This is a genomic window from Xanthomonas sp. WHRI 7945 (genome assembly GCF_035026585.1).
Map to the genome: position 1 here is coordinate 96,418 of NZ_JAYIQP010000014.1, position 25,200 is coordinate 121,617.

Below are 25,200 nucleotides of genomic sequence, written 5' to 3' on the forward strand. Positions count from 1 at the left end.
CCGGGATAAGGCGAAGGGGCGCCAATTCTAGCGGTTGCCCGGTTTTACCGCATCTTTAACAAATTGGAACAGAGCGTATGGCTTAACCGGTTCAGCGAACGCTGCACTGGTAGGCGGCATAGCGCTGGTCGCCCTCGACCGGCTCGCCCATCGCCTGCACCGTGTTGGCACCGACGCCCGGCGCCTCGTTGCGGGCCAGGGTCTCCAGTTCCTCGCGCACCCGCAGCGGGTTGCGCTGGTAGAAGCCGACGTTGCTCTTCACCGACACCACCACCTCGCCGCGCTTGTCGCAGCCTGCCGCTGCCTGGCCTGGCGGCAGCACGCGCACGGTCTTGCCTTCCGGCGCCATCGGCACCCAGGTGCAGGCGGCGAGACTGGCGAGCAGCAACAACGCGATCGGTAGGCGCATGGACAGGGACCGCAGATGGAAGGAACCGGGATTGTGCCGCAGATCGCTGAATTGGCAATGACGCCGCCGGATCCGGCGGCCCCGCCAGGCGTGGAAGCCTACTTGCGCGGGGCTCCTCATGCACTCATCGGGCGCTGCGCGCCAGCTTCTCCCATGGGGGGAAGGAATAGCCGCAATGCAAAGCCCCTCTCCCGCCGGGAGAGGGGTTGGGGTGAGGGTTGGCGCGAAGCGTCTCGTGGATTGGGAACACGAGGCTTCGCCCGTACCCTCATCCGGCCCTGCGGGCCACCTTCCCCCGAAAAGGGGGCCATGGTCCCGACGGGAGAAGGGAACAACCTAGCCCCTAGCCCCTCTCCTATCGGGAGAGGGGTTGGGGTGAGGGTACGGCGCGAAGCGTCTCGCGGATCCTGGGTACGCGAAGCTTCGCACGCACCTTCATCCGCCCCCCCACAGGCCGCCACCTCAGCGCTTGGGCGCCGCCGGCGCGGCCGCGGCCTGCGGCTTGCCGTCGGCGTCGATCACCGTCACCTCGCCCAGCTTCAGCGCGCGCACCGGGCGCTCGATCTGCTTCAGGTCGCCCACCACCACCCAGGTCAGCGCGTTGGCATCGAGCGTCGCCGCCGCCTCGCGCACCTGCGCCGGGGTCATCGTCTCGATCTCGGCCTTGCGCTTGAACACGTAGTCGTCAGGGCGCCCATTGCGGACGATGCCGACGATGGTGCCGAGCACCGACCCGGCGGTCTCGTAGGCGCCGGGCAGGCTCAGGGTCTGGATATTGCGGATGCGCGCCACTTCCTCGGTCGACGGCGGCGTCTTGCCGCTGGCGAAGGCGCTGATCTCCTTGTGCATCTCCTGCAGCGCCGGCGCGGTCTTGTCGATCTGCACCGGCGCCATCGCCGCCCACGGCCGCTGGCCGAGCGCGTTGGACGCACTGCTGCGCGCGCCGTAGGACCAGTGCTTGTTCTCGCGCAGGTTCATGTTCAACCGCGAGGTGAAGTCGCCGCCGAGCACGCCGTTGGCGATGTCGAAACGGATCGAGGCCGGATCGGTGGACGGCGGCACCAGTTCGGCGGCGAACAGGTTGGCCTGCACCGCGCCCGGCTGGTCGATCAGGTACACGCGCGGCTTGGCCGGGCGCGGCACCTTCGCCAGCGTCGGCAGCGCCGGCGCGGCGCCCTCGCCCTTCCAGTCGCCGAACTGCGCGTCCAGCAGCGGCACGATCTCGGCCAGGGTGGTATCGCCGACCACCACCAGGGTGGCCTGCTCGGGACGGATCCAGTCGCGCTGGAAGCCGACCAGGTCCTCGCGCTGCAGCGCGGCGATCGCCGGCTCGGTGCCGCTGCCGCTGAACGGGATCGCATACGGATGGCCGTCGCCGTACAGCAGCGGCGGCAGCACCCGCATCGCCACTGCGTTGGGCTGCGCCTTTTCCTGGCGGATGGCGGCGATCCGGGTCGCCTTGATCCGCTCGATCTCCTTCGGCTCGAAACGCGGGCGCCGCAGCATGTCGGCATACAGCGCCAGCGACGGCGCCAGGTTCTCCTTCAATGCCGACAGCTGCGCGCTGCTGCCGTCCAGCGAGGCGCCGGCGCTGAGCGATGCGCCCAGCGTGTCGGCGGCATCGGCGAAGCCCAGCGAGTCGTAGTCGCCGGCGCCCTCGTCGAGCATGCCCATGGTGAAGTTGGCGGTGCCCGACTTGCGCCCCTGGTCGGCACTGAAGCCGCCCGGGAATTCGTAGCTGAACTGCACCACTGGCACGTCGTGGCGCTCGGCCAGGATCAGGCGGGTACCGTTCTTCAACGTGGCGCGCTGCAACGCCGGGAACTTCAGTTCCGGGAACTGCGCGGTCTTGGGCGGGCCGGCGCTGCGGTCGACGACGCTGGGCAGCGCGCGGTACTTCGGATCGACCGGCGGCGGGTTCAGCGGCGCCGGCTCTACCGCCGGTTCCTCGGCCAGCGCCACGCGCTCGCCCGGCTCCACCACCAGGGTATGGTCGCCCTTGCCCAGCCATTTGCGGCCCACCGCCTTCAGGTCGCGCGCGCGGGTGGACTCGATGGTGGCCAGCGAGGTGCGGAAGCAGCCCGGGTCGCCGGTGAACACCGCGCACTCGGCCAGCGCGTCGGCCTTGCCGCCGAAACCGCCGATGCGTTCGATGCCGCGGATGAAGCCGGCCCGGAACGCGGTCTTGGCGCGCAGCAGTTCGTCCTTGTCCGGGCCCTTGTCGAGCAGCCGGCGCAGCTCTTCGTCGATCACCGCCTCGACCTTGGCCGGATCCACGCCCTGTTTCACCGTGGCGATGATGCCGAAGCCGGAGCCCAGCTGCGACGGCCAGGCGCCGGCGCTGATCTGGTCGACCAGCTTGTCCTCGTGCACCAGGCGCCGGTCCAGCCGCGACGACTTGGCCCCGCCCAGCACCTGCGCCAGCAGCTGCAGGCGGTCGATGTCCTCGGTGCCGGTCTGGGCCACGTTCCACACCCGGTAGATGCGCGCCTGCGGCACCTTGTCGGTCATCGTCTCGCGGGTGGACTGCGGGCGCCGGGCCACGTCGACCTGCGGCTGCGCCATGCTCGGCCCGGCCGGGATATCGCCGAAGTAGCGGGCCACCTTCTCTTTCGCGGTGGCCACGTCGATGTCGCCGGCCAGCACCAGCACCGCGTTGTTCGGGCCGTACCAGGTGCGGAACCACTGCTTCACGTCGGCCAGCGAGGCGGCGTTGAGGTCGTTCATCGAGCCGATCACGCTGTGGTGATACGGATGGCCCTTCGGATACAGCGCGCGGCTCAGCTTGTCCCAGGCCTGGCCGTAGGGCTGGTTTTCGCCCTGGCGCTTCTCGTTCTGGACCACGCCGCGCTGCTCGTCGAGCGCGGCCTGATCGATGGCGCCGAGCAGGTGGCCCATGCGGTCGGACTCCATCCACAGCGCCATGTCCAGCGCGGTGGTCGGCACGTTCTCGAAATAGTTGGTGCGGTCGCTGTTGGTGGTGCCGTTCTGGTCGGTGGCGCCGACCTGCTTGAACGGTTCGAAGAACTCGCCGCGGTGGTTCTCGCTGGCCTGGAACATCAGGTGCTCGAACAGGTGCGCGAAGCCGGTGCGCCCGGCCGGTTCGTCCTTGGCGCCGACGTGGTACCAGAGGTTGACCGCCACGATCGGCGCCTTGCGATCGGTGTGCACGATCACCCGCAGGCCATTGGGCAGGGTGAACTGCTCGTAGGCGATATCCACCTTCGCCGCGGCCGGTTGCTTGGCCGCGCTCGACGGCGGCGCATAGCTCAGCGCGCCGAGCGCGGTGGACAGGGCGATGGCCAGCAGGGCCCCACGCGGGCGGATCGATACGGTCATGCAAGTTCCTTTTAGCAATGGGTGGAAAGACGACGAGACCTGGATCGTAACGGGCCTCGCCGGCGCCCGCGTATGCCGTTCGGCCCGGTCGGGCCGTCGCCGGCACGCCCGATCCTGAACGTATTGCCTCAACGCCCGCCCTGCAGCGGGCAATCCCCGGACGACGGACGTACGCAGGCGACCGTGTGTCCGCCCGCGGACACTGGGCAATTCAAAAAATCATTCAAGAACAAAGGCTTGGACTTGGCACAGGATCTGCTTTGTAGTCCTGCACCAGGATCGGCCCAAGCAAATAATGAACAAATGCTTAATGAAAAGAAAAAACAGCAGAAAGTGCTTGCAGCCCCTGATTAGGTGTACTACCTTACTACCACACCACTGCTCAACAACACCAACGAGGCCCGCCATGAAAACCGCTTCCTTCGCCCTGACCTTCGCCATCGCCGCCCTGCTCGCCGCGCCGGCCATCGCCGCTCCCACCACCACCACCCTGGGCAGCATGCAGGTGCGTCCGTCCGCCGAGCAGATCGCCCAGCGCACGTTCGAGCGCAACAGCGGCATCGCCACCCTGGCCGCGGTGCAGGTCCGCCCCTCCGCCGAGCAGCTGGCGCAGCGCGATGCCGAACTGTCCAGCCGCATCGCCACGCTGGCCTCGGTGCAAGTGCGTCCGTCCGCCGACCAGCTCGCCCTGCGCGATGCCGAGCAGGCCGCGAGCCAGCGCGTGGTCACCCTGGCGACGCTGCAGGTGCGCCCGAGCGCCGACACCAAGAGCATGTTCGCGATCGGCAGCGCGGTCAGCGGCGCCCTGGACAGCGCGATGCTGCAGTTGCAGCCGAGCCTGCAGAACCTGAGCCAGGACCTGACCACCAGCCTGACCCGCTGAGCCTGCGCACGCTTCGCCGGCGCAGGCCGGAGCCGGCGCGTAAACTGCGCCGATGACCGCCACGCCCACGCTCCACGTCCTGCTGTTCCAACCCGAAATACCGCCCAACACGGGCAATGCGATCCGCCTTTGCGCCAATACCGGCGCGCAGCTGCACCTGATCGAGCCGCTCGGCTTCGACCTCGGCGACAAGCAGCTCAAACGCGCCGGCCTGGACTACCACGAGTACGCACGCCTGCAGGTGCATGCCTCGTTGGAGGCCGCGCTGCAGTCCATCGCCCCGCGCCGCCTGTTCGCCCTCAGTACCCGCAGCACGACCCGCTACGATGCGCCCGCCTTCGCCGACGGCGATGCGTTCCTGTTCGGCCCGGAGACCCGCGGCCTGCCCGCCGAGGTGCTGGAACAGGTGCCGCCGGCGCAACGCCTGCGCCTGCCGATGCGCCCGCACAACCGCAGCCTGAACCTGTCCAACGCGGTCGCGGTGGTGGTGTTCGAAGCCTGGCGGCAGCTGGGCTTCCCCGGCGCGGACTGAGCGCACGGCGCGCTTGCAAGGGTAGCCAATGGCATCGAGCACCCGCAAAACCACCAGCGACGACTGGGTCAGGATCCGCCGCGATCAGGAAACCGGCATCGAGAGCGTGCACGCGCATTTCCGCGGGCACGCCTACGACCCCCACGATCACGACGAAGTGCTGGTCGGCGTGACCCTGCAGGGCGTGCAGCGGTTCCACTGCCACCGATCGCTCCATACCAGCACGCCCGGGCGCGCCATCCTCATCGAGCCCGGAGCGGTCCATGACGGGCATGCGCCCGCGGAAGACGGCTTCACCTACGCGATGCTCTACCTCCCGCAGTCCTGGGTGGCGGAGATGCTGCAGCGGCTCGGCCAATGGGACATCTGCGCGATCCAGCCGGCGTTCCGGAGCACCTTGACCGCGGACACGGCGCTGAGCGCAGCGATACGACAGGCGTTCCTTGCGGTCCACCACGGGGAAGGCCGGCTGGCGCGGGACCAGAGCCTGGACCGCATGATGGGCCTGCTGTCCCGGCATCTGTCGGCAGACGCGCAGGGCGCGTGCGATTCGGCGGCGAGGATGGCGCGCGCCAGGGACTTTCTTCACGACCAGATGGAACGCGACGTCGGCCTCGACGAACTCGCCGGCTACGCCGGCATGGACCGGTTTCGCCTCACCCGGCAATTCCAGCGCAGCTTCGGCCTGTCGCCGCATGCCTACCTCATCCGGCTGCGGCTGCGCGTCGCCCGCGCGCTGCTGGCCAATGGGCAGGAACCGGCAGACGTGGCGATCAAGGTCGGCTTTGCCGACCAGAGCCATCTGGGCCGCTGGTTCAAGCGCGCCTATCGGCTCACCCCGGCCGCCTACAAGCGGCTGTGCGCCAGCGACGCTGCACAAGCGTTCTAGATCCGATCCGGCAACTCCGAGCATGGCCGCACGTCCAGACAGCGGAGTTCCCCGTGTTCGATACCAAAGTGGCCCTCATCGTCCGCAACGACCTGGCGACTTGGCAACGGTTGAACGTCGTCGCCTTCCTGGCGACCGGCATCGCCGCGGCCGCCCCCGACGCCATGGGCGACCCCTACGTCGATGCGAACGGCCACCGCTACGGCAACATGCTCGGGCAGCCGATGCTGGTGTTCGAGGCCGATCTCGCTGGACTCCAGGCCGCGCACCGCGTTGGGCTCGCACGCGAGATCACCGTGCTGCCGTATGTGTTCGCCATGTTTTCGACCGGGCATGACGAGGCCAACCGCCAGGCATTCGCTGCCGAAGACCCCGGCAACTTGAACCTCGTGGGGATCGGGCTGCGCGGACCGAAGAAGGCCATCGAAAAGGCCACCAAGGGCCTGTCGCTGCATCGATGAGCAGCATGCAGCGGCGCGGACATGCGCCGCTGCGCAATCCCTCTCCGGGCGTCGCCAGGAGAGAGCCCCACCATCGCCTCGATGATCGTTACCGCACGGTTCCAGGACCGGCGGCGATGTCTGCCCGTCATCGGCCACGCCGCGAAAACCGGGTTGCCTTGTAGCAAGAGGACTCCAGTCGGCTGCGGTGGGCCTCTGGCGAAACACCCTGCAGACCAGAGCGCTGTCTTGCGCGGATCGATGCGGCAAGCCGTCGGCCGAGGCGGCACTGCGGTCGTCTCGATCTATCACGCGCATCGCATAGAGATGCTTCGAGACCGAATCGACGCGCCGCTTTTGCGAATCCCGAATCCCCAATCCCGCCCCCGACGACCCGGGGCGACGAGCCGCTGGGTCAACGGTCTGGCGGAGCTGGTTGTTCCAGAGCCGCGACCTTCAGGTACCACGGCCTGAGCGTCTCAAATTCGATACGACTTGTCTATTTATTGTGGCTTTGTTTTGAATGTGGGACCACCTATCGTTTGGCCACACGCAGACCGAACCAGCGAAACACCGTCCCCAACCAGTTGCAGCAACCCACCTCAACCCAAGGAATCATCATGACCATTCTCGTTACCGGTGCCACCGGCACTGTCGGCCGCCAGGTCGTCGAACAACTCGTCAAGCGCGGCGCCGATGTCCGCGCGCTGGTCCGCGACCCCGCCAAGGCCAAGCTGCCGGCGAGCGTCGATATCGTCCAGGGCGACCTGCTCGATGTCGACTCGCTGCGCGGCGCCTTTTCCGGCGTCTCCACGCTGTTTCTGCTCAATGCCGTGGTGGCCGACGAATACACCCAGGCGCTGATCGCACTGAACGTCGCCCGCACCGCCGGCATCGAGCGCATCGTCTACCTGTCGGTGATCCACAGCGACGTGTACGTCAACGTGCCGCACTTCGCCGGCAAGTTCGGCGTGGAACGCATGATCGAGCAGATGGGCCTGCACGCCACGATCCTGCGCCCGGCCTATTTCATCGACAACGATCTGTCGATCAAGGATGTGGTGAGCGGATACGGCATCTATCCGATGCCGATCGGCAACAAAGCCCTGGCCATGGTCGACACGCGCGACATTGCCGAGGTGGCGGCCATCGAACTGATCCGCCGCGAACAGTCGGCCGTGCCGCTGCCGCTGGACCGGATCAACGTGGTCGGCCCCGACACCCTGACCGGTGCGGACGTCGCGGCGATCTGGACCGACGCGCTGGGCCGTCCGATCGCCTACCCGGGCGACGACACCGCCGGATTCGAGCAGAACCTGCGCCAGTTCATGCCGAGCTGGATGGCCTACGACATGCGCCTGATGAGCGAACGTTTCCTCAGCGACGGCATGATCCCCAAGGCCGGCGACGTCGAACGGCTGACCGCGCTGCTGGGTCGCCCGCTGTACTCCTACCGCGAGTTCGCCACCCGGGTCGCGACCTCCTCCTGACCTCGCGCCCATCCACCCTTCGGCGCTCCGCGCTGAGCAGCGCCGCAGGGTTCGATCGTCAGCTTCACAACGGGGCGGAAGGCTACATCGACTACCCGGCAATCGGCGCCGCTTGAAGTTCTTGCATGGGGCGCCGCCCTCCGGCATGGCGGACGGCACCCCCATTGCGCGCGGCGATCCGGCAACAGCGCCCCGCAACCTGCCAGCCAGGGGCATCCCTCGCTGATCCGACATTGGCACTGCCGACCGACCGAAGATCCTGGTGCTCGGCGCGACCGGCGGTACCGGGCGGCACATCGTCAGCCTAGCGGTGGCGCCCTTAGTGGTAGTTGTAGGCCTTCCATACAACTCCGCGGGTCAAGACCCACCCTACGGTTCCTCGACAAGCGTTCCCAAATCGAAATTCCTGCTGTACGAGCCGCGACTACTGATGGTGACCTCATCCGAGCGAAATTTGCGGCCCTCGCCACATTCGGCCACGAAGTAATAGGGTTTCGGCTTCGGGCCAGCAACAACCATCATGGTAGTAGAGAAGTCAGCCGGAACGTCCCGTATGGGCGACTGCTCTCCGGCCTCAGCGGAGATCATGCCAAGCTGGCAAGGCTCGCTCGATTTATCGTTATCCGCTAGCCCGGACACTGGCACAGATCCGGACACCCGAATGATCATGTCGCCGCCGAAAGTAGTGCATCCCGTAGTTATCAAGGCCCCCAAGAGAACTGGCAGCGCCATCTTCATGTTTTGCACTCCTCGGCCTGCTTCAGGCATTCCTTGATCGTGTCGGCATGGCTCTTGGCAAACGCATTTGCGGGATCCTCGAAGCGATGTCCGTCGGCTGATCCATCCGCATGACCTTTGCTGCATAAGATCGGATTCCCTCCCATATAGACATAGGCATCAGAAAACGGGCTCTAACACCCAATCTATCGCGCTTTTCTATAAGCTGGGAAGAAAGCAAGGATTGCGAGAGCCAAGAGCAATATTCCTAACGACAGCCCTGCACCGCCACAGAACGTCGTTGTACGCCAAAATTCCAGCATTAAAGGCATCCGTTGATTTTGGCAACCCTGTTTTTTTGGCTACAACCCTTATCAGGGCATTCATATAGAACGTGAGCAGGAATGCTCCCATCCCAACACTCCAAAAGCAAAGTAGATTCTGGAGAATCAGGTACTCGACCTTGCCTACGGGTAAAAAGAACTCCAGATATCGCCAGCACCGCCTTGCCACGGACTTAGCTCTGTCAACGCGCGCCTGGATAGCTTGCAGGTGAAATGAAGTTCAAACTCCTTCTTCTCCCGCCTGTAGGAATTTTCCGCACTAACTAGGCCGACAACCTCAACGAGCCCTTCACGCCCAGGTAGCGGATTTATGTCCACTGATATTTCGTCGGACGCCCAGAAGTCGGCTTTGTACGCAAAGCCAGACCAACCACTAGAAAAATAGCCGTGCTCAAGCTTTTTTGCCCCCAGCGTCCCGCCGTCACTTAGAAACCCCGTTATCTTTGTAAAGTATTGCGAGTCAGCAACGCCGTCCTTCTCAGAGAATATTCTTAAGGACAGAACAGAGCTTGAGCCGGACCGGAGCTGGTGACCGCTATTCGCTGCCCACAGATTCGACTCGAGTTCGTTCAACCCGCTAGGGGGCGACGCCACAATTTCTGCGTCATCTACGATGATGCATTCATGAATCTCACTCGCCTTGACGCTCCCTTGAGTTGAGCAAGAGGCCGCAAGGAGAACCAGTAACGGGATCCTAGCTAGCGAGATCATTGGTCACACCCGCACTGCGACTTCCGCTCGTTGTTGAAGTCGTAGACCTGCTCACGCGCTCGCCGAGTTGCCTCAGGGCTAATGTATCGGTGGTCGTAGTTGTTTGACATCTCTTGCAACCCTATCCTATCGGACGAGTAAAGTGCAGTCCTTCGTGAATCATGGTGTCGAGCAAGTTATAGACACCGCTCCAATCAAGCACATTTAAGTACCTTTCGTTGAGGTGGATGTATCCGTCACCTCCCCGCAGTTCCGCCTTCCCCTCAACACCGTCGCGTGGTATGTCGGCCTTTGGGGCGCCCGCTCCAAACTTGATATCTGGATTCATCTTCTTCGCGAAGGCAAATGCAGCATCGATGTCGCACTGCGTTAACCCAAGCGGATCAACGAATGAAATTGGATTTCCCGACACATAGTCATACGTATTCATCCCCCCCCCCGCAAGGCCCAGTGGATCACTCTGCAGATACCGGCCGATGACTGGATCATAGTCTCGATAGCCGTTGTACCAGAGTCCCGATTCGGAGTCGAAATACTGCCCATGCAGGCCCAGCCTGATGCCACCCGTCTGGTCCTGGGTGACGCTACGCCCGTAGGCATAGTTGTAGGCCTTCCATACAACCTGTGCCGAACCATCTGTCGCAAACTCCGGCCTGCCCAGATGGTCTGTTCGCACTGGATATATTGCATCGGGGGCAGTTGACTCCTTGAAGGGAACGCGTATATGGGAGCGAGGCAGCGAAAGTCCGCTTTGGGTCAGAAGCAGACTGACCATCAGCTCCCCCTGGAAATCACTTCCTCGCTGAAGTGTGTCTCGGTGAGCGAGATCTGACCCTAACAATGGCTGGCCGCTGGGGCGCTGATTTCGCTGGACACCATAGTTTGGCAGGGGGGCGAACACCATAGTTCGTCCAAACCTGACCGAACTATGGTGTTCGCCCTAGCGCTGTGCGCACAAGTTCCTGAACACGCCGTTTAATTTATGTACTGGTCAGTTTGATATTCAGGGCAAGTTCGGGTGGCTAACGGATAATTTACATATCGGCAGCGAACGGCCCCACGCCTCAGCGCCGACTAAACCAATAACAAGGGTATCCCGATCATGAAGACCTCTCTGCTCGCTCTTGGCCTCCTGGCCACCCTGCCGTTCGCTGCCTCTGCGGCCGAAGGCCTGTCCTACAACTACGTCGAAGGCGGTTACATCAAGACCGACGCCGACGGTGGCGACGCGGATGGCTGGGCCATCAAGGGCTCCTACGCGATCAACCCGAACTTCAGCGTGTTCGGCGACTTCAACCGCCAGAAGACCGATTTCGGCGACGTCGACGTCGACCAGTGGCGCATCGGCGCCGGCTACAACCACGAGATCTCGACCAGCACCGACCTGGTGACCCGCGTGGCCTACAACCGCTTCGATCCGGAGTTCGGCACCAAGTTCAACGGCTACAGCGCCGAAGTCGGCATCCGCACCGCGTTCAACCCGTACCTCGAGGTGTATGCGCTGGGCGGTTACGAGGACTACACCAAGAAGGACGGCATCAACCCGGACGGCGAGTTCTACGGCCGCCTCGGTGCGCAGGCCAAGCTCAACCAGAACTGGGGCCTGAGCGCCGACCTGAAGATGAACCGCGACGGCGACAAGGAATGGTTCGTCGGCCCGCGTTTCAGCTGGTAAGCAGCACCGCGTAGCACTGCGCGCAGCGTCTCTCTCTCCCGCTGCGCGCGGTTCGAAGCCCGGTCCCAGGACCGGGCTTCTTTTTTTGTGCGCCGCGCAGATCGACGCAGCCGCAGAGACCAAAAAAAAGCCCGGCCGAAGCCGGGCTTTTTCGTCTCTGGAACGGCACACGATCAGCTGAACAGCGTGGTCGGGTACTCGGGCTTCTGCTCGCGGGCCAGCAACTGCTGCAGGCCGACCGCCGGGGTCAGTTCGCCGTGCAGGACCGCGCGCACCGCGTTGGAGATCGGCAGGTCGATGCCGTGGCGTTCGGCCTGGCGCATCACCTCGTCGGCGGTCTGCACCGACTCGACCACCTGGCCGATCGCGCGCACCGCGTCCTGCAGGGTCTGCCCGCGGCCCAGTGCCAGGCCCAGGCGCCGGTTGCGCGACAGGTCGCCGGTGCAGGTCAGCACCAGGTCGCCGAGCCCGGCCAGGCCCATCAGCGTTTCCGGCTTGCCGCCGATCGCCGCGGCCAGCCGCAGCATCTCGTTGAGTCCGCGGGTGATCAGGCCGGCGCGGGCGTTCAGGCCCAGCTCCATGCCGTCGGCCACGCCGGTGGCCACCGCCAGCACGTTCTTCATCGCCCCGCCCAGCTCGGCGCCGACCATGTCGTCGCCGGTGTAGGCGCGGAAGGTGGGGCCGTGCATCGCATCGGCGACCTGCTGCGCGAACGCGGCATCGCCGTGCACGGTCACCGCGGTCGGCAGATCCAGCGCCACTTCCTTGGCGAACGAGGGCCCGGTCACCACTGCCAGCGGCACGTCCTCGCCCAGGATCTGCTGCGCGACTTCGTGCAGGAAGCGCCCGGAACCGGGCTCGAAGCCCTTGGTCGCCCAGGCCACGCCGGCCTGCGGCGGGCGCAGCGGCGCCAGCTGGTGCAAGGTTTCGGTGAAGGCGTGCGACGGCACCACCACCAGGATCCAGTCGGCGCCGTGCACGGCCGCCGCCAGGTCGGTGGTGGCCTGCAGCGACGCCGGCAGCGGGATCTGCGGCAGGTAGCGCGGGTTCTCGTGGCGCTGCCCGATCGCCTCGGCGATGACCGCATCGCGGCCCCACAGCACGGTCGGGAAACCGTGCCGGGCGACGAGCGCGGCCAGGGCGGTGCCCCAGGAACCGGCGCCGAGGACGGCGATCTTCTTCTTCGCGGCGTTATCGCCCATGTGCGACGGCGGACGCGCTCAGGCGTTGCCGGCCGGCTCCGAGTCGGCCAGCGACTGGCCCTCGCCCTGCTGCGCGCGCTGGCGCAGGGTCTCGGCGTACAGCGCCTCGAAGTTGATCGGCTGCAGGAAGAACGGCGGGAAGCCGCCGGCCTGGATCAGGTCGCTGACCAGCGAGCGCACGTACGGGAACAGGATGTTCGGGCACTGCGTGCCGAGCAGCACGTCCACCGCCTGCGGGTCCAGGCCGACCAGGCCGAACACGCCGGCCTGCTGCACTTCGGCCACATACGCGGTCTTGCCGGCGGCGGTGCAGGTCAGGGTCACCGCGAGCACGACTTCGAAGGCCTGCTCGTTCAGGCGCTGCACGCGCTGGTTGAGGTTGAGCTGCAGCTCCGGCTGCACGTTGTCGTTGAACACCGCCGGCGCGTTCGGCGACTCGAAGGAAACGTCCTTGACGTAGATCTTCTCGATGGTGAAAGCGGGGCCAGCCGCAGCTTCGGCCGGCGCCGCGGCGCCGTTGTTGATGACGTCGGACATTTGTTGACTCCGGTGGATTCAGGGAACAGAAAGAATCGGGATTATCACATGCCGGCCGCGGCGCTCGGCGCCGGGCCGGGAAGCGCGATCAGCGGCCCTTGACCAGCGGCAGATCGGCCTGCTGCCAGGCGGCGATGCCGCCGTCGAGCACGTAGACCTGCTCGAAGCCGGCCTTCTTCAGCTGCTTGGCGGCGGCATCGGCCGTGTTGCCGGTGCGGCACACCAGCACCACCGGCGAGGACTTGGCGTTGGCCACCAGCTTGTGCTCGGGGCCGAACTGGCTCGGCGTGGCGTTGCGGCTGCCGGCGATGTGGCCCTTCTCGAAATCGGCCGCGGCCGACAGGTCGACCAGCACCGCGTTGCCGGCGTTGATCAGCAGGGTCAGTTCGGCCGGGCGCAGCGTCTTGAAGCCGCGGAACAGGCGCATGATTTCGGTGACGATCAGTGCGATGGTCAGGCCGACCAGGGCCAGGGCCAGCATCGGGTTGCGGCCGGCGAAGGCCAGCAGTTCTTCGAAGTTCACGGGAATAGGGGGCTGGAAGCGGGCGCCGATTGTCGCACAGCTGGCCGGCGGCGCTACTGGCCGTTCCACAAGTCCGGCAGGCCGTCCAGCAGCCACCAGGTCTTGGCCTGCGCATCCCAGCGCCAGCGTTCGCGGTAGCGCACGATGCGCTCGGCCTGGGTATTGCGGTTGATCACGCCCAGTTCGATGTCGCGCACCACGTCGCCGTCCTGCGCGCCGACCCGGCCGACCTTGTAGGAGGACACCTGCACCTGGCGGTAGCGTTCCAGCTGCAGGTCGGTCAGCGGATGCGCCTGCCGGTAGGCCGGATCCACCACTTCCCACGCCGACTCGAACTCGCTCCAGCGGATTGCCGCGCCGTACGCGGTCTGCAGGTTGTCGAGCTTGTTCTGCTGGCTGCGGCTGCCGGCCAGGGCGGTGGCGGCGAAGCCGAGCACCAGCAACAGCGCCAGGGCGCGGAACATCGAGTGCATGGCGGATCCCCGGATAGGCGCGAGCGGTTGCGCGCATCCTACCCTTTCGCGATGGCGACGAAGCGTCCGCTCAGGGTCGCCGCGGCGGCGGCATCGGCCGGCCCGACCTGCGCCTGGATGCCGATCCGGGCGCGGCCGCGCTGGCGGAAGGTCTGCACGAACGCGCCCCAGTCGGCGTCCGCATCGGCGCTGGCCTGCGCGTGCAGGTCGGCGTACAGCGGCGCCAGGTAGCGCACCTGGGTGTCGGCGACGTAGACGTCGGCCTGCAGACCGGCGCGATGCAGTTCGACGTTGACCAGCGCCCAGCCGGCCAGGGTCATCACCGAGCCGAGGCTGCCGCCGAAGGCGTTGCCCTTGTCGTTGATGTTGGCCGCCAGCGGCGCGGTCAGCTGTAGCCGCTGCGCGGCGTAGCCCTGCAGCGCGACCTGCAGCGCCGCCACCGGCGGCATCGCGTCGAACTGCCGCTGCAACTGCTGCAGGAACGCATCGAAAGGAAGATCCGCTGCCATGGTGCGATTTGTGCTGCCGGTGGGGGCTCGCATAATGCCTGGCATGAGCGCATATGCAACCGCGGCCTGGACCCTGATCTCGCTGCGCCCGCAGGGCGAGCACGCGACGCTGCGGCGTGCCGCGGCGCGGGTCGGCGCGCGGCTGCTGGCGGTGTCGCCATGGCGGCTGCAGGCCTGTGTCGACGATGCCGCGCGCGCGGCGCTGGCGCTGGCGCTGGCCGCGCCGCGGGTGATCTTCAGCAGCCCCGCCGCGGTGCGCGCGGCCGCGGCGCTGCAGCCGCTGGCGGCGCGGCCCGGGCAATGCTGGCTGGCGGTGGGCGCCGGGACGGCGCGCGCGCTGCAGCGCCATGGCATCGCCGAAGTCGCCACACCGGCGCAGATGGACAGCGACGGCCTGCTCGCGCTGCCGCAACTGGCCGCCGTCGACGGTGCCGTCGGCCTGGTCACCGCGCCCGGCGGTCGCGGCCTGATCGCCGCGCAGTTGCAGGCGCGCGGCACCGTGCTGCATCGGGCCGATGTCTACCGCCGGCTGCCGTTGCCGGTGTCCGCGGCATGCATCGCGCGACTGCGCAGCGCGGCGCCGGGCGTGCTGGCGTTGAGCAGCGGCGAGGCATTGCAGCTGGTGCTGCCGCAGCTTCCTGGCGACGTGGTCGCGGCCTGGCGTGCGCAGCCGCTGGTCGCGGCCAGCGCGCGGCTGGCCGCGCAGGCCGCCGACCTCGGCTTCGCCGACGTCGCCCGCGCGGCTGGCCCGCTGCCGCAGCAACTGGCCACGGCCGCCGCCGCGGCCATGACGCGCTCGCCATCTCGCTGAACGCGCGCCGCCCGCCGGCTTGCGGCCGCGGTGCCGCTCACGCCATGCTCCCGCGGTGCCGCGCGTCCGGCCGTCGCCATCGTCGCGACGGAACGCAGGCCGACAAGGATTGCTGCCGATGACCGAAATCCCGTCCACGCCTCGCCGCTCCACGCGCTGGATCTGGCTGCTGCTGGTGCTGGCCATGCTGGCCGCGCTGGCGCTGGCCGGCTGGCGCGGCTGGGAATGGTGGCAGGCGCGCAACGCGCGCGTGCTGGCCGAGCAATCGGAGATCCAGCTGCAGCTGCAGGCCCTGCAGCAGAACCTGGAAACGCTGCGCCGCGATCAGCGCGCCACCGTGCAGCGGGTGCAGGACGCGGCCAGCACCAACCGCGTGCTGCGCGACGAGATGCTCGGCCTGAGCCAGCGCAGCGCGCTGCTCGAGGACAACGTGGCCAAGCTCGCCGATTCCAATCGGCATGGCGCGCAGGCGCTGCGCCTGGACGAGGTGGAACTGCTGCTGAGCCAGGGCCAGCAGCGCCTGTACGTGGCGGGCGATGCGCAAGGCGCGCGCCGTGCCTATGCGCTGGCCAGCGGCGTGCTGGAAGACGTGGACGATCCGCGCTATCTCAACCTGCGCCAGGTGCTGCTGCAGGAACGCACTGCGCTGGACGCGCTCGGCGACGGGCCGCAGGCGCGCCTGTCGGCGCAGCTGGACGCCTTCGCCGACAGCCTGGACGCGCTGCCGACGCAGTTGCCCGAACGCGCGCAGGCGCCGCTGTGGCAGCGGCTGCTGTCGCCGCTGGTCAAGATCCGCCCCGCGCAGGGCGGGGTGCTGGCCGCGCACTCGGAACGGGTCGCCGCGCGCGACGCGCTGCACCTGGACCTGAGCCTGGCCCGCGCCGCAGTGGAACGTGGCGATGCGCGCGGCTACCGCAGCGCGCTGGCCCGCGCCGGCACCTGGTTGCAACGCCTGTGGCCCGATTCGGCACCGTTGCGCGAACGCCGCGCGACCCTGCAGACCCTGCGCAACGCCGCCCTGCGCCCGGCCATTCCCGAGCTGGGCACCACCCTGCAGCAGTTGCGCGGCATGCGCGACGCAAGGAGCCAACCATGAAATCGCTACGTTCCGTGATCGTGCTGCTGGTCGTGATCGCCCTGGGCGTGATCGGTGCGCAATGGCTGGCCCAGGACAAGCTGGGCGACCTCGGCGAAGTGATCGTGCGCGCCGGCGGCAACGACTACATCTCGCCGTTGCCGCAGGCGGCACTGCTGCTGGTGATCGCCTTCCTGGCGCTGTTGCTGCTGTGGAACCTGCTCAGCTTCCCGTTCCGCGCCTGGGGCCGGCATCGCCGCAAGCAGTCGCGCGTGCGCCTGATCGAGGGCCTGACCGCGCTGCACAACGGCCAATGGACGCGCGCCGACAAGCAGCTCGCCGCCGCCGCGGAGGATCCGGAGGTCAGCGCCGTCGCCCTGGTCGCGGCGGTGCGTGCGGCCGATGCGCGCGCCGACGCGGAGGCGGCCAACCGTTACCTGCAGCGCCTGGCCGAGCGCGACGCGAGCGCGTACGCGCTGCTGCAGGCCGAGCGCCACCTGGCCCAGCAGCGTCCGGTCGAAGCGATCAACGCGCTGGACGTGGCCGCGGCGCAGCCGTTGCCGCCGCGCGGGCTGCTGCTGCGCACCGAGGCGCTGGCCAGCATCGGCCGCGCCGGCGAGGCCTACGGGCAGCTCGGCGCGATCCGCCAGCAGCAGGCCTTGCCGCTGGAGGCGGTCGGCGCGCTGGAGGCGCGGCTGGCCGCGGCGTCGCTGCAGCAGGCGGCCGACGCCAACGAGCTGGCCGCGCGCTGGGAAAGCCTGCCCAAGTCGCTGCGCAGCGAGCCGCCCGTGGTCGCGGCCTACGCGACCCGCGCCGCCGCGCTGCACTGGGACGATGCCGCGCTGCGCAGCGTGGAACAGGCGCTGGAGACGCGCTGGGACGAAGGTCTGGCCGCGCTGTACGGGCGCCTGCCGGTGGAGAAATACGATTCGCGCCGCGCCAGCGCGCAGCGCTGGCTGCAGAGCCATCCGGACAGCCCGGGCCTGCTGCTGACCCTGGCACGGCTGGCCCGTCACCAGCAGCAGTGGCCGCAGTCGGAGGAGTTCCTGCATCGCGCGCTGGCGCTGGGCGCCGGTGCCGAGGCCTGGGAAGCGTTCGGCGATGGCTACGCCGAGGCCGGGGACATGCCGATGGCCCAGCGCTGCTACGCCAATGCACTGCGCGTGCAGCGCGGCGAGCCCGTCGAGTCGCTGCCCGGCCCCGCGCCCGTGCTGCCGATCGATCCGGATCCGGCCGCTACCGAACGCCGCGACGACCACGGTTTTCCGCGCCTGCAGGAGTGAGGCAAGCGGCAACCAGACCGGCCTTTCACCGCTGCTGGCCGGTGGACGACCGGCGCCGCGGGCCTATCGGCGCGTTGCAGGCCCTGAGAGCAACACCGGAGAACGGCGCGAATTCCCCGTCAGGTACGCCGGCGAATCGCCCGGCTCAGCCCCGCAACGCGCTCGGCAGCGTCGGCAGTCGCGCCAGGAACGCCGGCGCCACGCCCTTGTAGCGCGCATAGCGCTCGTCCATGCGCCGCGGCACCAGGATGCGCGCGCCGACCATGCCGGCGATCAGCATGACCAGGAACAGGCCCGCGCCCAGCCAGATCCCGGCGTCGTCGCCGATGGCGACGCCCAGCAGCGGCCCGGCGACGAACGCAGCGGCGGTGAGCAGCACGAACCCGTTGCGCCGGCGCCGATGCGCCGCGCACAGCCCGAGCACATGGCTGCTGCGCTTGCGCGCGATCAACGCCGCGATCGCGTAGATCAGCACGCTCACCACGATCAGCACGTACCAGCCCGGCGCATGCCAGTAGAACGTGCGCTTCTTCAGCTCGTCGTTGCGCAGCGCCACGCCGCACTTCACGCAGTGCGCCGGGAACGGCGTATCGCGCAGGCACAGCAGATCGTCGCCGTCGCGCCACAGCGTCTGTCCGGGCAGCGGCGGCATGGCCGCGGCCTGGATGGCGGCGTCGGGCGCCTGGTACGGATTGAAGCTGTCCTGCTGTGTCATGGCATGCGCCCCCTGCGCGCCGTCTCGCCCACGTCATGCAGGCGAACCGGCGGCATGGTACCGCGACGGCGGCACAGCGCTAAGCGGGGCCATCTCGGAAGACAGTAGGGATCTTCGCATCGGCGCGGGGCGGCAGCATGCACGCAACCCGCGCCCGGCGCGCCTGGGCGGGCGCGCAGGATCGTCGCGCTCAGCGCTCGACGATCGCCACCACGCCCATGCCGCCGGCGGTGCAGATCGAGATCAGCGCACGGCCGCCGCCGCGTTCCTGCAACTGCTTGGCGACGGTGGCGACGATGCGCGCGCCGGTCGCGGCGAACGGGTGGCCGGTGGCCAGCGACGAGCCCAGCGGATTGATCTTGGCCGGGTCGATCTGGCCCAGCGGCGCGTCCAGCCCGAGCCGGTTGCGGCAGTAGTCCTCGCTCTCCCAGGCGCGCAGCGTGCACAGCACCTGCGCGGCGAAGGCCTCGTGGATCTCGTAGATGTCGAAGTCCTGCAGGCTCAGGCCGTGGCGCTTGAGCATGTCCGGCACGGCAATGGTCGGCGCCATCAGCAGGCCTTCGCCATGCACGAAGTCAACCGCCGCGACCTGCGCATCGCGCAGATAGGCCATCGGCACGTGGCCATGCGCCTGCGCCCATTCCTCCGAGGCCAGCAGCACCGCGGCGGCGCCGTCGGTCAGCGGGGTGGAGTTGGCGGCGGTCAGGGTGCCGCGGCCGCTGGTCTTGTCGAACGCCGGCTTCAGCGTGGCCAGCTTCTCCAGCGAGGTGTCGGCGCGCAGGATGTTGTCGCGCTCCACGCCGCGGAACGGGGCGATCAGGTCGGCGAAGAAGCCGCGCTCGTAGGCCGCCGCCAGCTTGTGGTGCGAGGACACCGCCCAGGCGTCCTGCGAGTCGCGCGCGATGTTCCACTGCTTGGCCATGTCCTCGCAGTGGTCGCCCATGCTCTTGCCGGTGCGCGGTTCGGCCACGCCGGGGAACTCGGGCTTGAGTTCGGCGAACTTGAAGCTGCGGGTCAGCGCGCGGATCTTGTCGCCGGTGGTCTTGGCGCGGTTGGCCGCCAGCAGCCGCGCGCGCAGCTTCTTGCCATAGACGATCGGCACCTCGGAGGTGGTGTCCGAGCCGCCGCCGATGCCCGACTCGATCTGCCCCAGCGCGATCTTGTTGGCCACGGTGATGATGCTGTCCAGGCTGGTGCCGCAGGCGCGCTGCAGGGTGATGCCAGGCGTGAGCGGCGACAGGCCGGAGGACAGCGCGGCTTCGCGGCCCAGGTTCCAGTCGCTGGAGTGCTTGATCACCGCCCCCATCGCCACCTCGCCCAGCTGCTGCCCGTGCAGGCCGTAGCGCTCGACCAGCGCACCCAGCGTCCGTACCGACATGCCGAGGTTCCCGACATCCGCGTATGCCGTGTTCTGGCGGCAAAACGGAATACGGACGCCGCCGAGAATGGCGACGGGACGGGCTGCTGGCATGGGATTACCTCGCGCGAGGAGAGTCGGGGACATGACCTGCACGTTAGCGCAGGCATAATGAAGCGAGTGTAGCTTTGCGCCCGCGATGGGCCAACCGCCAAGCCATGAGCCAAGCCATTGCCAGCATCAATGCCCACGGCGTGATCGCCCTGGAACTGTCCGCCGGGCTCGCCCCGGCCCACGCCGCGCTGCCGCACGCGCTGGCCGCGGAACTGGCCGAGAAGGTCGGCCGCGACCTGGCGCAACTGGTGCCGGCGGTGCGCGACCTGGAGCTGAGCCTGGCCGGCGCGCATTTCGACCCGGCCGAGGTGCTGCGCCCGGGCTGGCCGATGCACCGGCGCCTGGACGAGCTGCGCGCGCGCGCCCCCGGTCGCGAGACCGGCCCGCGACTGCTGGCGTTCGGCGCCGATGCCGACGGCACCGTGCCGCTGCCGTTCCAGGCCGACGCGGCGCTGCTCGGCGGTGCGCTGCGGGTGGTGCCATTCCTGCTCAGCGGACCGGCGCAGACGCTGCAGCCGGTCGCCGAGGCGCTGGAAGACGTGCTGCTGGCGCAGGGCATGGCGCAGCCGGACACCGCGTTGCTGGCGCAGCAGGCGTTCGGCGCGCAGATCGAGCACGCACGCTACCTGACGGTCAACGACCTGGCCGCGATGATGTCGATGCAGTACGACAACCAGGGCCTGGCGCCGCTGTGGCCGTTGATCGAGACCGCATTGCTGGCGCCGGACCAGGAAGAATGGCTGGCGAGCCCGCCCGAGCCGCTGCTGCGCTACCGCGGCGGCGAAGTGCGCATGGCCCTGTTCGACCCGGCCAGCTGGTGCGCGCACTACGCGCAGGATCGCCAGGACTGCGAACGCCTGCAACGGGTCTACGAACACTACCTGGCCCGGCAGCGGCAGCTGGCCGCGGTGTTGGAAGCGCACGGCCTGCCGGTGCTGTACGTGCATTGCGAGGCCGGGCAGGACGCGAAGCAGGCGCTGCTGGCGGCGTGAGGTGTGCGCTTGGTCGGCAGGCGTGGCCTGACCGGCAATGGCGTCCTCGGTGATTCATGATCTGCGGCGTGCCGGCTCCGTTTGTCGCGGCTGAAGCTGCTCCTACAGAAAGCTAGGGCGCCGGAGCCGCTGAAGCGTCTCGGTTCTGCTCGTCGCGACCGAAGTCGCTCCCACAGAGGTGCAGCGTCCGCCGGGTTGGTGACGGAAGGACTGCGATCGCCGCCGGTTACGGAGCCGGATGCCTTGCCTGGGTCGCAGCCCGCTGACGCCGATCGCCCGCTTCCATATACGTTTGCGACTTGCGTCGCGCTACTACTCGTTCCCGGGCCGGCCGCTTGCTGGCTTCCTCTGTCGCGGCTGAAGCCGCTCCTACAGAAAGCCTAGGGCGCTGGAGCCGCTGAACGCCTTGGTTCCGCTCGTCGCGACTGAAGTCGCTCCCACAGAGGTGCGGCGTCCGCCGGGTTGGTGACGGGAGGACTGCGGCCGCCACCGGTTGCGAAGGACGCTTGCCCGCTTCGCAATTCGCCGCCGTCGATCGCCCGCTTTCATAAGGCGTTTGCGACTTGCGTCGCGCTACTCGTTCCGGGCCGGGCGCTTGCTGACTTCGTCTGTCGCGGCTGAAGCCGCTCCTACAGAAAGCCTGCGGCGCCGGAGCCGCTGAGCTTTTGGCTCGCTCGTCGCGACTGAAGTCGCTCCCACATAGGTGCGGCGTGTCGCTGGGTTGGTGACGGGAGGATTGCGACCCAGCACCGTTCCGAAGCCGCCGTCTTGCCGGCTTCGCAACCCGCTGTCGCCGCACGCCCGCTTCCACGGGCGTGCGGCGATTTGCGTGCGCTTACTGCGCGGCAGGCGCTGCCGGTGCGCCAGACGGGGCCGGGGCCGCCGCGTTCGCGTTGCCCTTGATCACGCCGCAGGCCAGGCGGCCGCCGGCGTTGCCGGTGGGCTGGGTCTTGTAGTCGTCCGGGTCGGCGTGGACGATCACCGCGTGGTTGAGGATGTCGAAGCCGTCGCCCTTGCCGATGTTGACGTTGTTGGACACCGGCGCGTCGATCGTGGCCTTGCCCTCGGCGTCGGCCTTCAGGTTCGGCATGTCGCCGCCGTGGTGCGGGTCGGCACTGACCTGGCCGTGCTCGGACTTGGCCGGGTTGAAGTGGCCACCGGCGCTGCTGCCGTCGGGCGCGCTGCAGTCGCCGAACTCGTGGATGTGGAAGCCGTGCTCGCTGTTGGGCTTGAGCCCGGTGATGGTGCCGGTGACGTGCACGGCGCCGTTGACCACGTTGAAGCTGACCTCGCCGGCCACTTGGTTGCCCTGGGTCGGGCTCAGCGCGGCGCTTGCGGCGGCCTGCGCGCTGGCGGCAGGCGCAGGTTCCGCGACGGGTGCCGGGGTGGCGGCCGGCGGCGTCGCCGCGGCCGGCGCGTCGGTTGCGGGCGCTTCGCGCTTGCAGGCGCCGAGCGCGAGGGTGGTGGCCAGGAACAGGGCGGTGGGAAGGGTACGCATGGAAGGTTCTCCTTGAAGGGGCCGCGCAAGGCGGACGTTCGCCGCGGAGCCAGGCCCCGGGCGGATGTGCGATCAGCGCAGCACGCGGATCACGCCGCAGGCCACGCGCGCGCCGGCGTTGCCGGCAGGTTGACTGCGGTAATCGTCGGCATCGGCGTGCGCGACCAGCGCGCGGCCGGCGATGTCGTTGGGCGCGCCGCCGCCGAGCACCACGCCATGCAACAACACGTCGACTTGGGCGACGCCGTCGGCGTTGGCGCCGAGGTTGTCCATGTCGCCAGCATGGTGCGGGCCGCTGCCGGCGCGGCCGTGCGGGCCGCCGAGCGGATTGAAATGGCCGCCGGCGCTGCTGGCGTCGGCCGCGCTGCAATCCCCGCGCTCGTGCACGTGGAACGCGAACGGGTGGTTCGGCTGCAGGCCGCCGAGCGTGCCGGTGATGCGCACCCCGCCCGGCGCCGCCACCAGCGACAGCTTGCCGCTGACCAGGCTGCCCGAAGCCGGCGCGAGCACGGCCTGCGCCTGCTGCGCGGTGCCGCTGGTCGGCAGCGGCGGCGCCTTCGGCGGTGGCGGCGCCGGCGGTGCGGGCGGCGTACTGCTGCAGCCGGCCAGTATCAGCAACGCGCTTCCCACGATGGCATGCAACTTGTGACGCATCGACATTGGCTCCTGTGTGCAGCGGAAACTAGAGGTGCGGCCGTTCATAGCTCATGAAGGCTGCTTTCGCGGCAAGTCTAACCGGGGCTGCATGCGTGCCGGGACTCGGGACTCGGAACAGCAGAGCGCGGCAACTGTGGGTTCGCAAGGCTGCGGAGCGATCAGAGCCAAGGCATCGCGCTTTTCGGTCGCGTGACTTACCGGCAGAGCGTGGCGGTTGCCGGTGCACGAGGTGCGGAGCGATAGAACAAGGGCAGCTTTCCGAATCCACATTTACAACGACGGCGGCGGCCAGATCGAGAACCTGGCACGCTCGGTGCAGGCGCGCGCGCAGGGCAAGACCCCCGACAGCCCCCAGCCGGACGCAGCTCAGCATCGACGCCGGCCTGGGCTTGCGCGGGATTCGGAACTCGGAAACAGCAGAACGTGGCAGCTGTCGGCTCACAGGCCTACGGAGCGATCACAGCTGGGCATTACACTTTTTCCGGTCACGAAACTCAGGACCGGCAAAGCATGGCGGTGGCCGCTGCAGGTGTATGGCGCGATCAGAGCAAGCATCTTGCCTTCCGAGTCCCCAGTCCCGAGTCCCGATCAGTTCAGCGCCGGCGTCGGCCCGGGCCAAGCTTGCGGGTCACCGTGTTGCGGCCCACGCCCAGGCGCGCGGCGGCCTCGGCGCGGCGGCCCTGGGTGAAGCGCAGGGCCACTTCCAGCAGCGCCTTGTCGAAGCGGTCGCGCGCTTCGGCATGCAGGCCTTCGGCGCCGTCGGCCAGGCGCTGCTGCGCCCAGGCCGACAACTGCGCATCCCATTCGCCGCCCTCGCCGCTGCGCTCGCGGCGGCTGCCGCGCAGCAGGGCGCTGTCCACGTCGTGCGCGTCGATGACCTCGGCCGGCGCCAGCGCGGCCAGCCGCCAGCATACGTTCTCCAGTTCGCGCACGTTGCCCGGCCAGGCATAGCCGCGCAGCGCGTCCAGCGCCGCTGGCGACAGCCGCTTGGGCGGGGTGTCGAGCTTGCGCGCGGCCATCGCCAGGAAGTTCTCGGCCAGCTGCGGCACGTCGGCGCGGCGTTCGCGCAGTGGCGGCAGCTGCAGCCGCACCACGTCCAGCCGGTGCAGCAGGTCGGCGCGGAAACGGCCCTGTTCGACCAGCGCTTCCAGGTCCTGGTGGGTGGCGGCGATCACCCGTACGTCGACCCGGATCAGCTCGCGGCCGCCGACGCGGAAGAATTCGTTCTCGGCCAGCACGCGCAGCAGCCGGGTCTGCAGCGGCAGCGGCATGTCGCCGATCTCGTCGAGGAACAGGGTGCCGCCGTCGGCCTGTTCGAAGCGGCCGATATGGCGCCGCTGCGCGCCGGTGAAGGCGCCGGCCTCGTGGCCGAACAGTTCGCTCTCGAGCAATTCGGCCGGGATCGCCGCGGTGTTGAGCGCGACGAACGGCTTGCGCGCGCGCGGCGACTCGGTGTGCAGCGCGTGCGCGACCAGTTCCTTGCCGGTGCCGGTCTCGCCGTTGATCAGCACCGACAGCGGCGCCTGCGCCAGGCGGCCGATGGCGCGGAACAGCGCGCGCATCGCCGGGGTGTCGCCGATCAGTTCGGCGCTGCCCTGGCTGGGGACCGGCAGCGCGGCCTCGGCCACGCCGCCGGCCTCCGGCAACGCGCGCGCGGCCAGCGCCACCGCGTCGTCCAGGTCGAACGGCTTGGACAGGAACTCGTGCGCGCCGCCGCGGAACGCGCCGGCGGTGCTGGCCACGTCGGTATAGGCCGACATCACGATCACCGGCAGCTGCGGGTGCGCGGCCTTGAGCTTGTCCAGCAGCACCAGGCCGTCGTCGCCGGGCATGCGCACGTCGGTGAACAGCAGGTCCGGCAGCGGCCGCTGCGCCAGCGCCTGCAGCGCCGAGGCGGCGCTGTCGAAGCCGTCCACGCTGTAGCCGGCGTCGCGCAATGCGGTGGACAGCACGAAGCGGACCGAGCGGTCGTCGTCGACCACCCAGATGCGTTGCGATCCTTCCAGGGATTCGGTCATCGGACTG

General features: G+C 68.4%; 25 protein-coding genes. 10 read left to right on the forward strand and 15 right to left on the reverse strand.

All coding sequences use genetic code 11. The features are described from left to right. Nucleotides 1-91 precede the first annotated feature (91 nt). Both VDQ83_RS13140 and VDQ83_RS13145 read right to left on the reverse strand, forming a co-directional pair. Nucleotides 92-409 (reverse strand): DUF4156 domain-containing protein, encoded by a 318-nt coding sequence (locus VDQ83_RS13140; RefSeq protein WP_263396254.1) that lies wholly within the window; start codon nucleotides 407-409, stop codon nucleotides 92-94. Between the two features lie 462 nt (nucleotides 410-871). Beyond that, on the reverse strand, nucleotides 872-3,748 hold the full coding sequence (locus VDQ83_RS13145) for a M16 family metallopeptidase (RefSeq protein ID WP_455435278.1): 2,877 nt from the start codon (nucleotides 3,746-3,748) through the stop codon (nucleotides 872-874). A gap of 406 nt (nucleotides 3,749-4,154) precedes the next feature. Here VDQ83_RS13145 and VDQ83_RS13150 point away from each other — a divergent pair, with 406 nt between their 5' ends. The 5 genes from VDQ83_RS13150 (at nucleotide 4,155) to VDQ83_RS13170 (ending at nucleotide 7,982) form a co-directional block, all read left to right on the forward strand. After that, entirely contained in the window at nucleotides 4,155-4,631 is a 477-nt protein-coding gene (locus VDQ83_RS13150; RefSeq protein ID WP_455435279.1) for a hypothetical protein, read from the forward strand. A 52-nt stretch (nucleotides 4,632-4,683) separates the two neighbouring features. Next, nucleotides 4,684-5,163, forward strand: coding sequence for a tRNA (cytidine(34)-2'-O)-methyltransferase (locus VDQ83_RS13155; RefSeq protein ID WP_455435280.1), 480 nt, complete (start codon nucleotides 4,684-4,686; stop codon nucleotides 5,161-5,163). Nucleotides 5,164-5,191: 28 nt separating this feature from the next. Next, a complete protein-coding gene (locus VDQ83_RS13160) occupies nucleotides 5,192-6,052 on the forward strand; it encodes an AraC family ligand binding domain-containing protein (protein ID WP_455435281.1) in 861 nt (286 codons plus the stop codon). 53 nt (nucleotides 6,053-6,105) lie between these two features. After that, nucleotides 6,106-6,513, forward strand: a complete 408-nt coding sequence (locus VDQ83_RS13165) for a DUF2000 family protein (protein ID WP_455435282.1) — start codon at nucleotides 6,106-6,108, stop codon at nucleotides 6,511-6,513. A 599-nt stretch (nucleotides 6,514-7,112) separates the two neighbouring features. Next, complete coding sequence (locus tag VDQ83_RS13170) at nucleotides 7,113-7,982, forward strand: SDR family oxidoreductase (protein ID WP_455435283.1); 870 nt, start codon at nucleotides 7,113-7,115, stop codon at nucleotides 7,980-7,982. Between the two features lie 369 nt (nucleotides 7,983-8,351). Here VDQ83_RS13170 and VDQ83_RS13175 read toward each other — a convergent pair whose 3' ends face one another. From VDQ83_RS13175 to VDQ83_RS13185, 3 genes are all read right to left on the reverse strand, one after another. Next, nucleotides 8,352-8,720 carry a hypothetical protein gene (locus tag VDQ83_RS13175; RefSeq protein WP_455435284.1) on the reverse strand — a complete coding sequence of 123 codons (369 nt, stop codon included), beginning with the start codon at nucleotides 8,718-8,720 and terminating at the stop codon, nucleotides 8,352-8,354. A gap of 446 nt (nucleotides 8,721-9,166) precedes the next feature. Then, the gene (locus VDQ83_RS13180; protein ID WP_455435285.1) at nucleotides 9,167-9,754 is read right to left on the reverse strand and encodes a hypothetical protein; all 588 of its coding nucleotides are present in this window, start codon (nucleotides 9,752-9,754) and stop codon (nucleotides 9,167-9,169) included. Nucleotides 9,755-9,875: 121 nt separating this feature from the next. Next, nucleotides 9,876-10,529: an RHS repeat-associated core domain-containing protein gene (locus VDQ83_RS13185; RefSeq protein WP_455435286.1), complete on the reverse strand. Its 654-nt coding sequence runs from the start codon at nucleotides 10,527-10,529 to the stop codon at nucleotides 9,876-9,878. Between the two features lie 327 nt (nucleotides 10,530-10,856). On the opposite strand from VDQ83_RS13185, the gene VDQ83_RS13190 reads away from it, so the two are divergent. Further along, on the forward strand, nucleotides 10,857-11,429 hold the full coding sequence (locus VDQ83_RS13190; protein WP_263396262.1) for an OmpO family porin: 573 nt from the start codon (nucleotides 10,857-10,859) through the stop codon (nucleotides 11,427-11,429). A gap of 173 nt (nucleotides 11,430-11,602) precedes the next feature. Here the strand turns inward: VDQ83_RS13190 and VDQ83_RS13195 are convergent, their stop codons facing one another. The 5 genes from VDQ83_RS13195 to VDQ83_RS13215 all read right to left on the reverse strand — a co-directional run bounded on the left by VDQ83_RS13195 (nucleotide 11,603) and on the right by VDQ83_RS13215 (nucleotide 14,673). Continuing rightward, nucleotides 11,603-12,631, reverse strand: coding sequence for an NAD(P)H-dependent glycerol-3-phosphate dehydrogenase (locus VDQ83_RS13195; protein ID WP_263396263.1), 1,029 nt, complete (start codon nucleotides 12,629-12,631; stop codon nucleotides 11,603-11,605). Nucleotides 12,632-12,649: 18 nt separating this feature from the next. Then, nucleotides 12,650-13,168: a protein-export chaperone SecB gene (secB, locus tag VDQ83_RS13200; protein ID WP_455435287.1), complete on the reverse strand. Its 519-nt coding sequence runs from the start codon at nucleotides 13,166-13,168 to the stop codon at nucleotides 12,650-12,652. A gap of 88 nt (nucleotides 13,169-13,256) precedes the next feature. Further along, nucleotides 13,257-13,691, reverse strand: coding sequence for a rhodanese-like domain-containing protein (locus tag VDQ83_RS13205; RefSeq protein ID WP_263396265.1), 435 nt, complete (start codon nucleotides 13,689-13,691; stop codon nucleotides 13,257-13,259). 53 nt (nucleotides 13,692-13,744) lie between these two features. Continuing rightward, the gene (locus VDQ83_RS13210; protein WP_455435288.1) at nucleotides 13,745-14,164 is read right to left on the reverse strand and encodes a hypothetical protein; all 420 of its coding nucleotides are present in this window, start codon (nucleotides 14,162-14,164) and stop codon (nucleotides 13,745-13,747) included. A 38-nt stretch (nucleotides 14,165-14,202) separates the two neighbouring features. Then, nucleotides 14,203-14,673, reverse strand: a complete 471-nt coding sequence (locus VDQ83_RS13215) for a YiiD C-terminal domain-containing protein (RefSeq protein ID WP_309919444.1) — start codon at nucleotides 14,671-14,673, stop codon at nucleotides 14,203-14,205. A gap of 43 nt (nucleotides 14,674-14,716) precedes the next feature. Between VDQ83_RS13215 and VDQ83_RS13220 the strand changes: the two genes are divergently transcribed. The 3 genes from VDQ83_RS13220 to VDQ83_RS13230 all read left to right on the forward strand — a co-directional run bounded on the left by VDQ83_RS13220 (nucleotide 14,717) and on the right by VDQ83_RS13230 (nucleotide 17,842). Then, on the forward strand, nucleotides 14,717-15,484 hold the full coding sequence (locus VDQ83_RS13220; protein WP_455435289.1) for a uroporphyrinogen-III synthase: 768 nt from the start codon (nucleotides 14,717-14,719) through the stop codon (nucleotides 15,482-15,484). A 118-nt stretch (nucleotides 15,485-15,602) separates the two neighbouring features. After that, a complete protein-coding gene (locus VDQ83_RS13225) occupies nucleotides 15,603-16,580 on the forward strand; it encodes a uroporphyrinogen-III C-methyltransferase (RefSeq protein ID WP_455435290.1) in 978 nt (325 codons plus the stop codon). Further along, nucleotides 16,577-17,842, forward strand: a complete 1,266-nt coding sequence (locus VDQ83_RS13230; RefSeq protein ID WP_455435291.1) for a heme biosynthesis HemY N-terminal domain-containing protein — start codon at nucleotides 16,577-16,579, stop codon at nucleotides 17,840-17,842. The genes VDQ83_RS13225 and VDQ83_RS13230 overlap by 4 nt, the downstream gene beginning before the upstream one ends. Before the next feature lie 145 nt (nucleotides 17,843-17,987). Here VDQ83_RS13230 and VDQ83_RS13235 read toward each other — a convergent pair whose 3' ends face one another. Both VDQ83_RS13235 and VDQ83_RS13240 read right to left on the reverse strand, forming a co-directional pair. After that, a complete protein-coding gene (locus VDQ83_RS13235; RefSeq protein ID WP_455435292.1) occupies nucleotides 17,988-18,557 on the reverse strand; it encodes a hypothetical protein in 570 nt (189 codons plus the stop codon). Nucleotides 18,558-18,747: 190 nt separating this feature from the next. Continuing rightward, nucleotides 18,748-20,028: an acetyl-CoA C-acetyltransferase gene (locus tag VDQ83_RS13240; protein ID WP_455435293.1), complete on the reverse strand. Its 1,281-nt coding sequence runs from the start codon at nucleotides 20,026-20,028 to the stop codon at nucleotides 18,748-18,750. A gap of 104 nt (nucleotides 20,029-20,132) precedes the next feature. Between VDQ83_RS13240 and VDQ83_RS13245 the strand changes: the two genes are divergently transcribed. Next, entirely contained in the window at nucleotides 20,133-21,020 is an 888-nt protein-coding gene (locus VDQ83_RS13245; RefSeq protein WP_455435294.1) for a hypothetical protein, read from the forward strand. Nucleotides 21,021-21,855: 835 nt separating this feature from the next. On the opposite strand, the gene VDQ83_RS13250 is transcribed toward VDQ83_RS13245, so the two are convergent. From VDQ83_RS13250 to ntrC, 3 genes are all read right to left on the reverse strand, one after another. Next, the gene (locus tag VDQ83_RS13250; RefSeq protein ID WP_455435295.1) at nucleotides 21,856-22,518 is read right to left on the reverse strand and encodes a superoxide dismutase family protein; all 663 of its coding nucleotides are present in this window, start codon (nucleotides 22,516-22,518) and stop codon (nucleotides 21,856-21,858) included. 72 nt (nucleotides 22,519-22,590) lie between these two features. Then, nucleotides 22,591-23,172 (reverse strand): superoxide dismutase family protein, encoded by a 582-nt coding sequence (locus VDQ83_RS13255; RefSeq protein ID WP_455435296.1) that lies wholly within the window; start codon nucleotides 23,170-23,172, stop codon nucleotides 22,591-22,593. A gap of 596 nt (nucleotides 23,173-23,768) precedes the next feature. Beyond that, nucleotides 23,769-25,193 carry a nitrogen regulation protein NR(I) gene (ntrC, locus tag VDQ83_RS13260; protein ID WP_455435297.1) on the reverse strand — a complete coding sequence of 475 codons (1,425 nt, stop codon included), beginning with the start codon at nucleotides 25,191-25,193 and terminating at the stop codon, nucleotides 23,769-23,771. Nucleotides 25,194-25,200 lie beyond the last annotated feature (7 nt).

Bases quoted from the DNA above. Each gene is read 5' to 3' on its own strand.
- VDQ83_RS13240 (WP_455435293.1), bottom strand. From the start codon at position 20,028: ATGCCAGCAGCCCGTCCCGTCGCCATTCTCGGCGGCGTCCGTATTCCG.
- VDQ83_RS13245 (WP_455435294.1), top strand. From the start codon at position 20,133: ATGAGCCAAGCCATTGCCAGCATCAATGCCCACGGCGTGATCGCCCTG.
- VDQ83_RS13250 (WP_455435295.1), bottom strand. From the start codon at position 22,518: ATGCGTACCCTTCCCACCGCCCTGTTCCTGGCCACCACCCTCGCGCTC.
- ntrC (WP_455435297.1), bottom strand. From the start codon at position 25,193: ATGACCGAATCCCTGGAAGGATCGCAACGCATCTGGGTGGTCGACGAC.
- VDQ83_RS13150 (WP_455435279.1), top strand. From the start codon at position 4,155: ATGAAAACCGCTTCCTTCGCCCTGACCTTCGCCATCGCCGCCCTGCTC.
- VDQ83_RS13210 (WP_455435288.1), bottom strand. From the start codon at position 14,164: ATGCACTCGATGTTCCGCGCCCTGGCGCTGTTGCTGGTGCTCGGCTTC.
- VDQ83_RS13220 (WP_455435289.1), top strand. From the start codon at position 14,717: ATGAGCGCATATGCAACCGCGGCCTGGACCCTGATCTCGCTGCGCCCG.
- VDQ83_RS13145 (WP_455435278.1), bottom strand. From the start codon at position 3,748: ATGACCGTATCGATCCGCCCGCGTGGGGCCCTGCTGGCCATCGCCCTG.
- VDQ83_RS13175 (WP_455435284.1), bottom strand. From the start codon at position 8,720: ATGAAGATGGCGCTGCCAGTTCTCTTGGGGGCCTTGATAACTACGGGA.
- VDQ83_RS13235 (WP_455435292.1), bottom strand. From the start codon at position 18,557: ATGACACAGCAGGACAGCTTCAATCCGTACCAGGCGCCCGACGCCGCC.
- VDQ83_RS13225 (WP_455435290.1), top strand. From the start codon at position 15,603: ATGACCGAAATCCCGTCCACGCCTCGCCGCTCCACGCGCTGGATCTGG.
- VDQ83_RS13255 (WP_455435296.1), bottom strand. From the start codon at position 23,172: ATGCGTCACAAGTTGCATGCCATCGTGGGAAGCGCGTTGCTGATACTG.
- secB (WP_455435287.1), bottom strand. From the start codon at position 13,168: ATGTCCGACGTCATCAACAACGGCGCCGCGGCGCCGGCCGAAGCTGCG.
- VDQ83_RS13170 (WP_455435283.1), top strand. From the start codon at position 7,113: ATGACCATTCTCGTTACCGGTGCCACCGGCACTGTCGGCCGCCAGGTC.
- VDQ83_RS13180 (WP_455435285.1), bottom strand. From the start codon at position 9,754: ATGATCTCGCTAGCTAGGATCCCGTTACTGGTTCTCCTTGCGGCCTCT.
- VDQ83_RS13160 (WP_455435281.1), top strand. From the start codon at position 5,192: ATGGCATCGAGCACCCGCAAAACCACCAGCGACGACTGGGTCAGGATC.
- VDQ83_RS13190 (WP_263396262.1), top strand. From the start codon at position 10,857: ATGAAGACCTCTCTGCTCGCTCTTGGCCTCCTGGCCACCCTGCCGTTC.
- VDQ83_RS13185 (WP_455435286.1), bottom strand. From the start codon at position 10,529: ATGGTCAGTCTGCTTCTGACCCAAAGCGGACTTTCGCTGCCTCGCTCC.
- VDQ83_RS13195 (WP_263396263.1), bottom strand. From the start codon at position 12,631: ATGGGCGATAACGCCGCGAAGAAGAAGATCGCCGTCCTCGGCGCCGGT.
- VDQ83_RS13140 (WP_263396254.1), bottom strand. From the start codon at position 409: ATGCGCCTACCGATCGCGTTGTTGCTGCTCGCCAGTCTCGCCGCCTGC.
- VDQ83_RS13230 (WP_455435291.1), top strand. From the start codon at position 16,577: ATGAAATCGCTACGTTCCGTGATCGTGCTGCTGGTCGTGATCGCCCTG.
- VDQ83_RS13215 (WP_309919444.1), bottom strand. From the start codon at position 14,673: ATGGCAGCGGATCTTCCTTTCGATGCGTTCCTGCAGCAGTTGCAGCGG.
- VDQ83_RS13155 (WP_455435280.1), top strand. From the start codon at position 4,684: ATGACCGCCACGCCCACGCTCCACGTCCTGCTGTTCCAACCCGAAATA.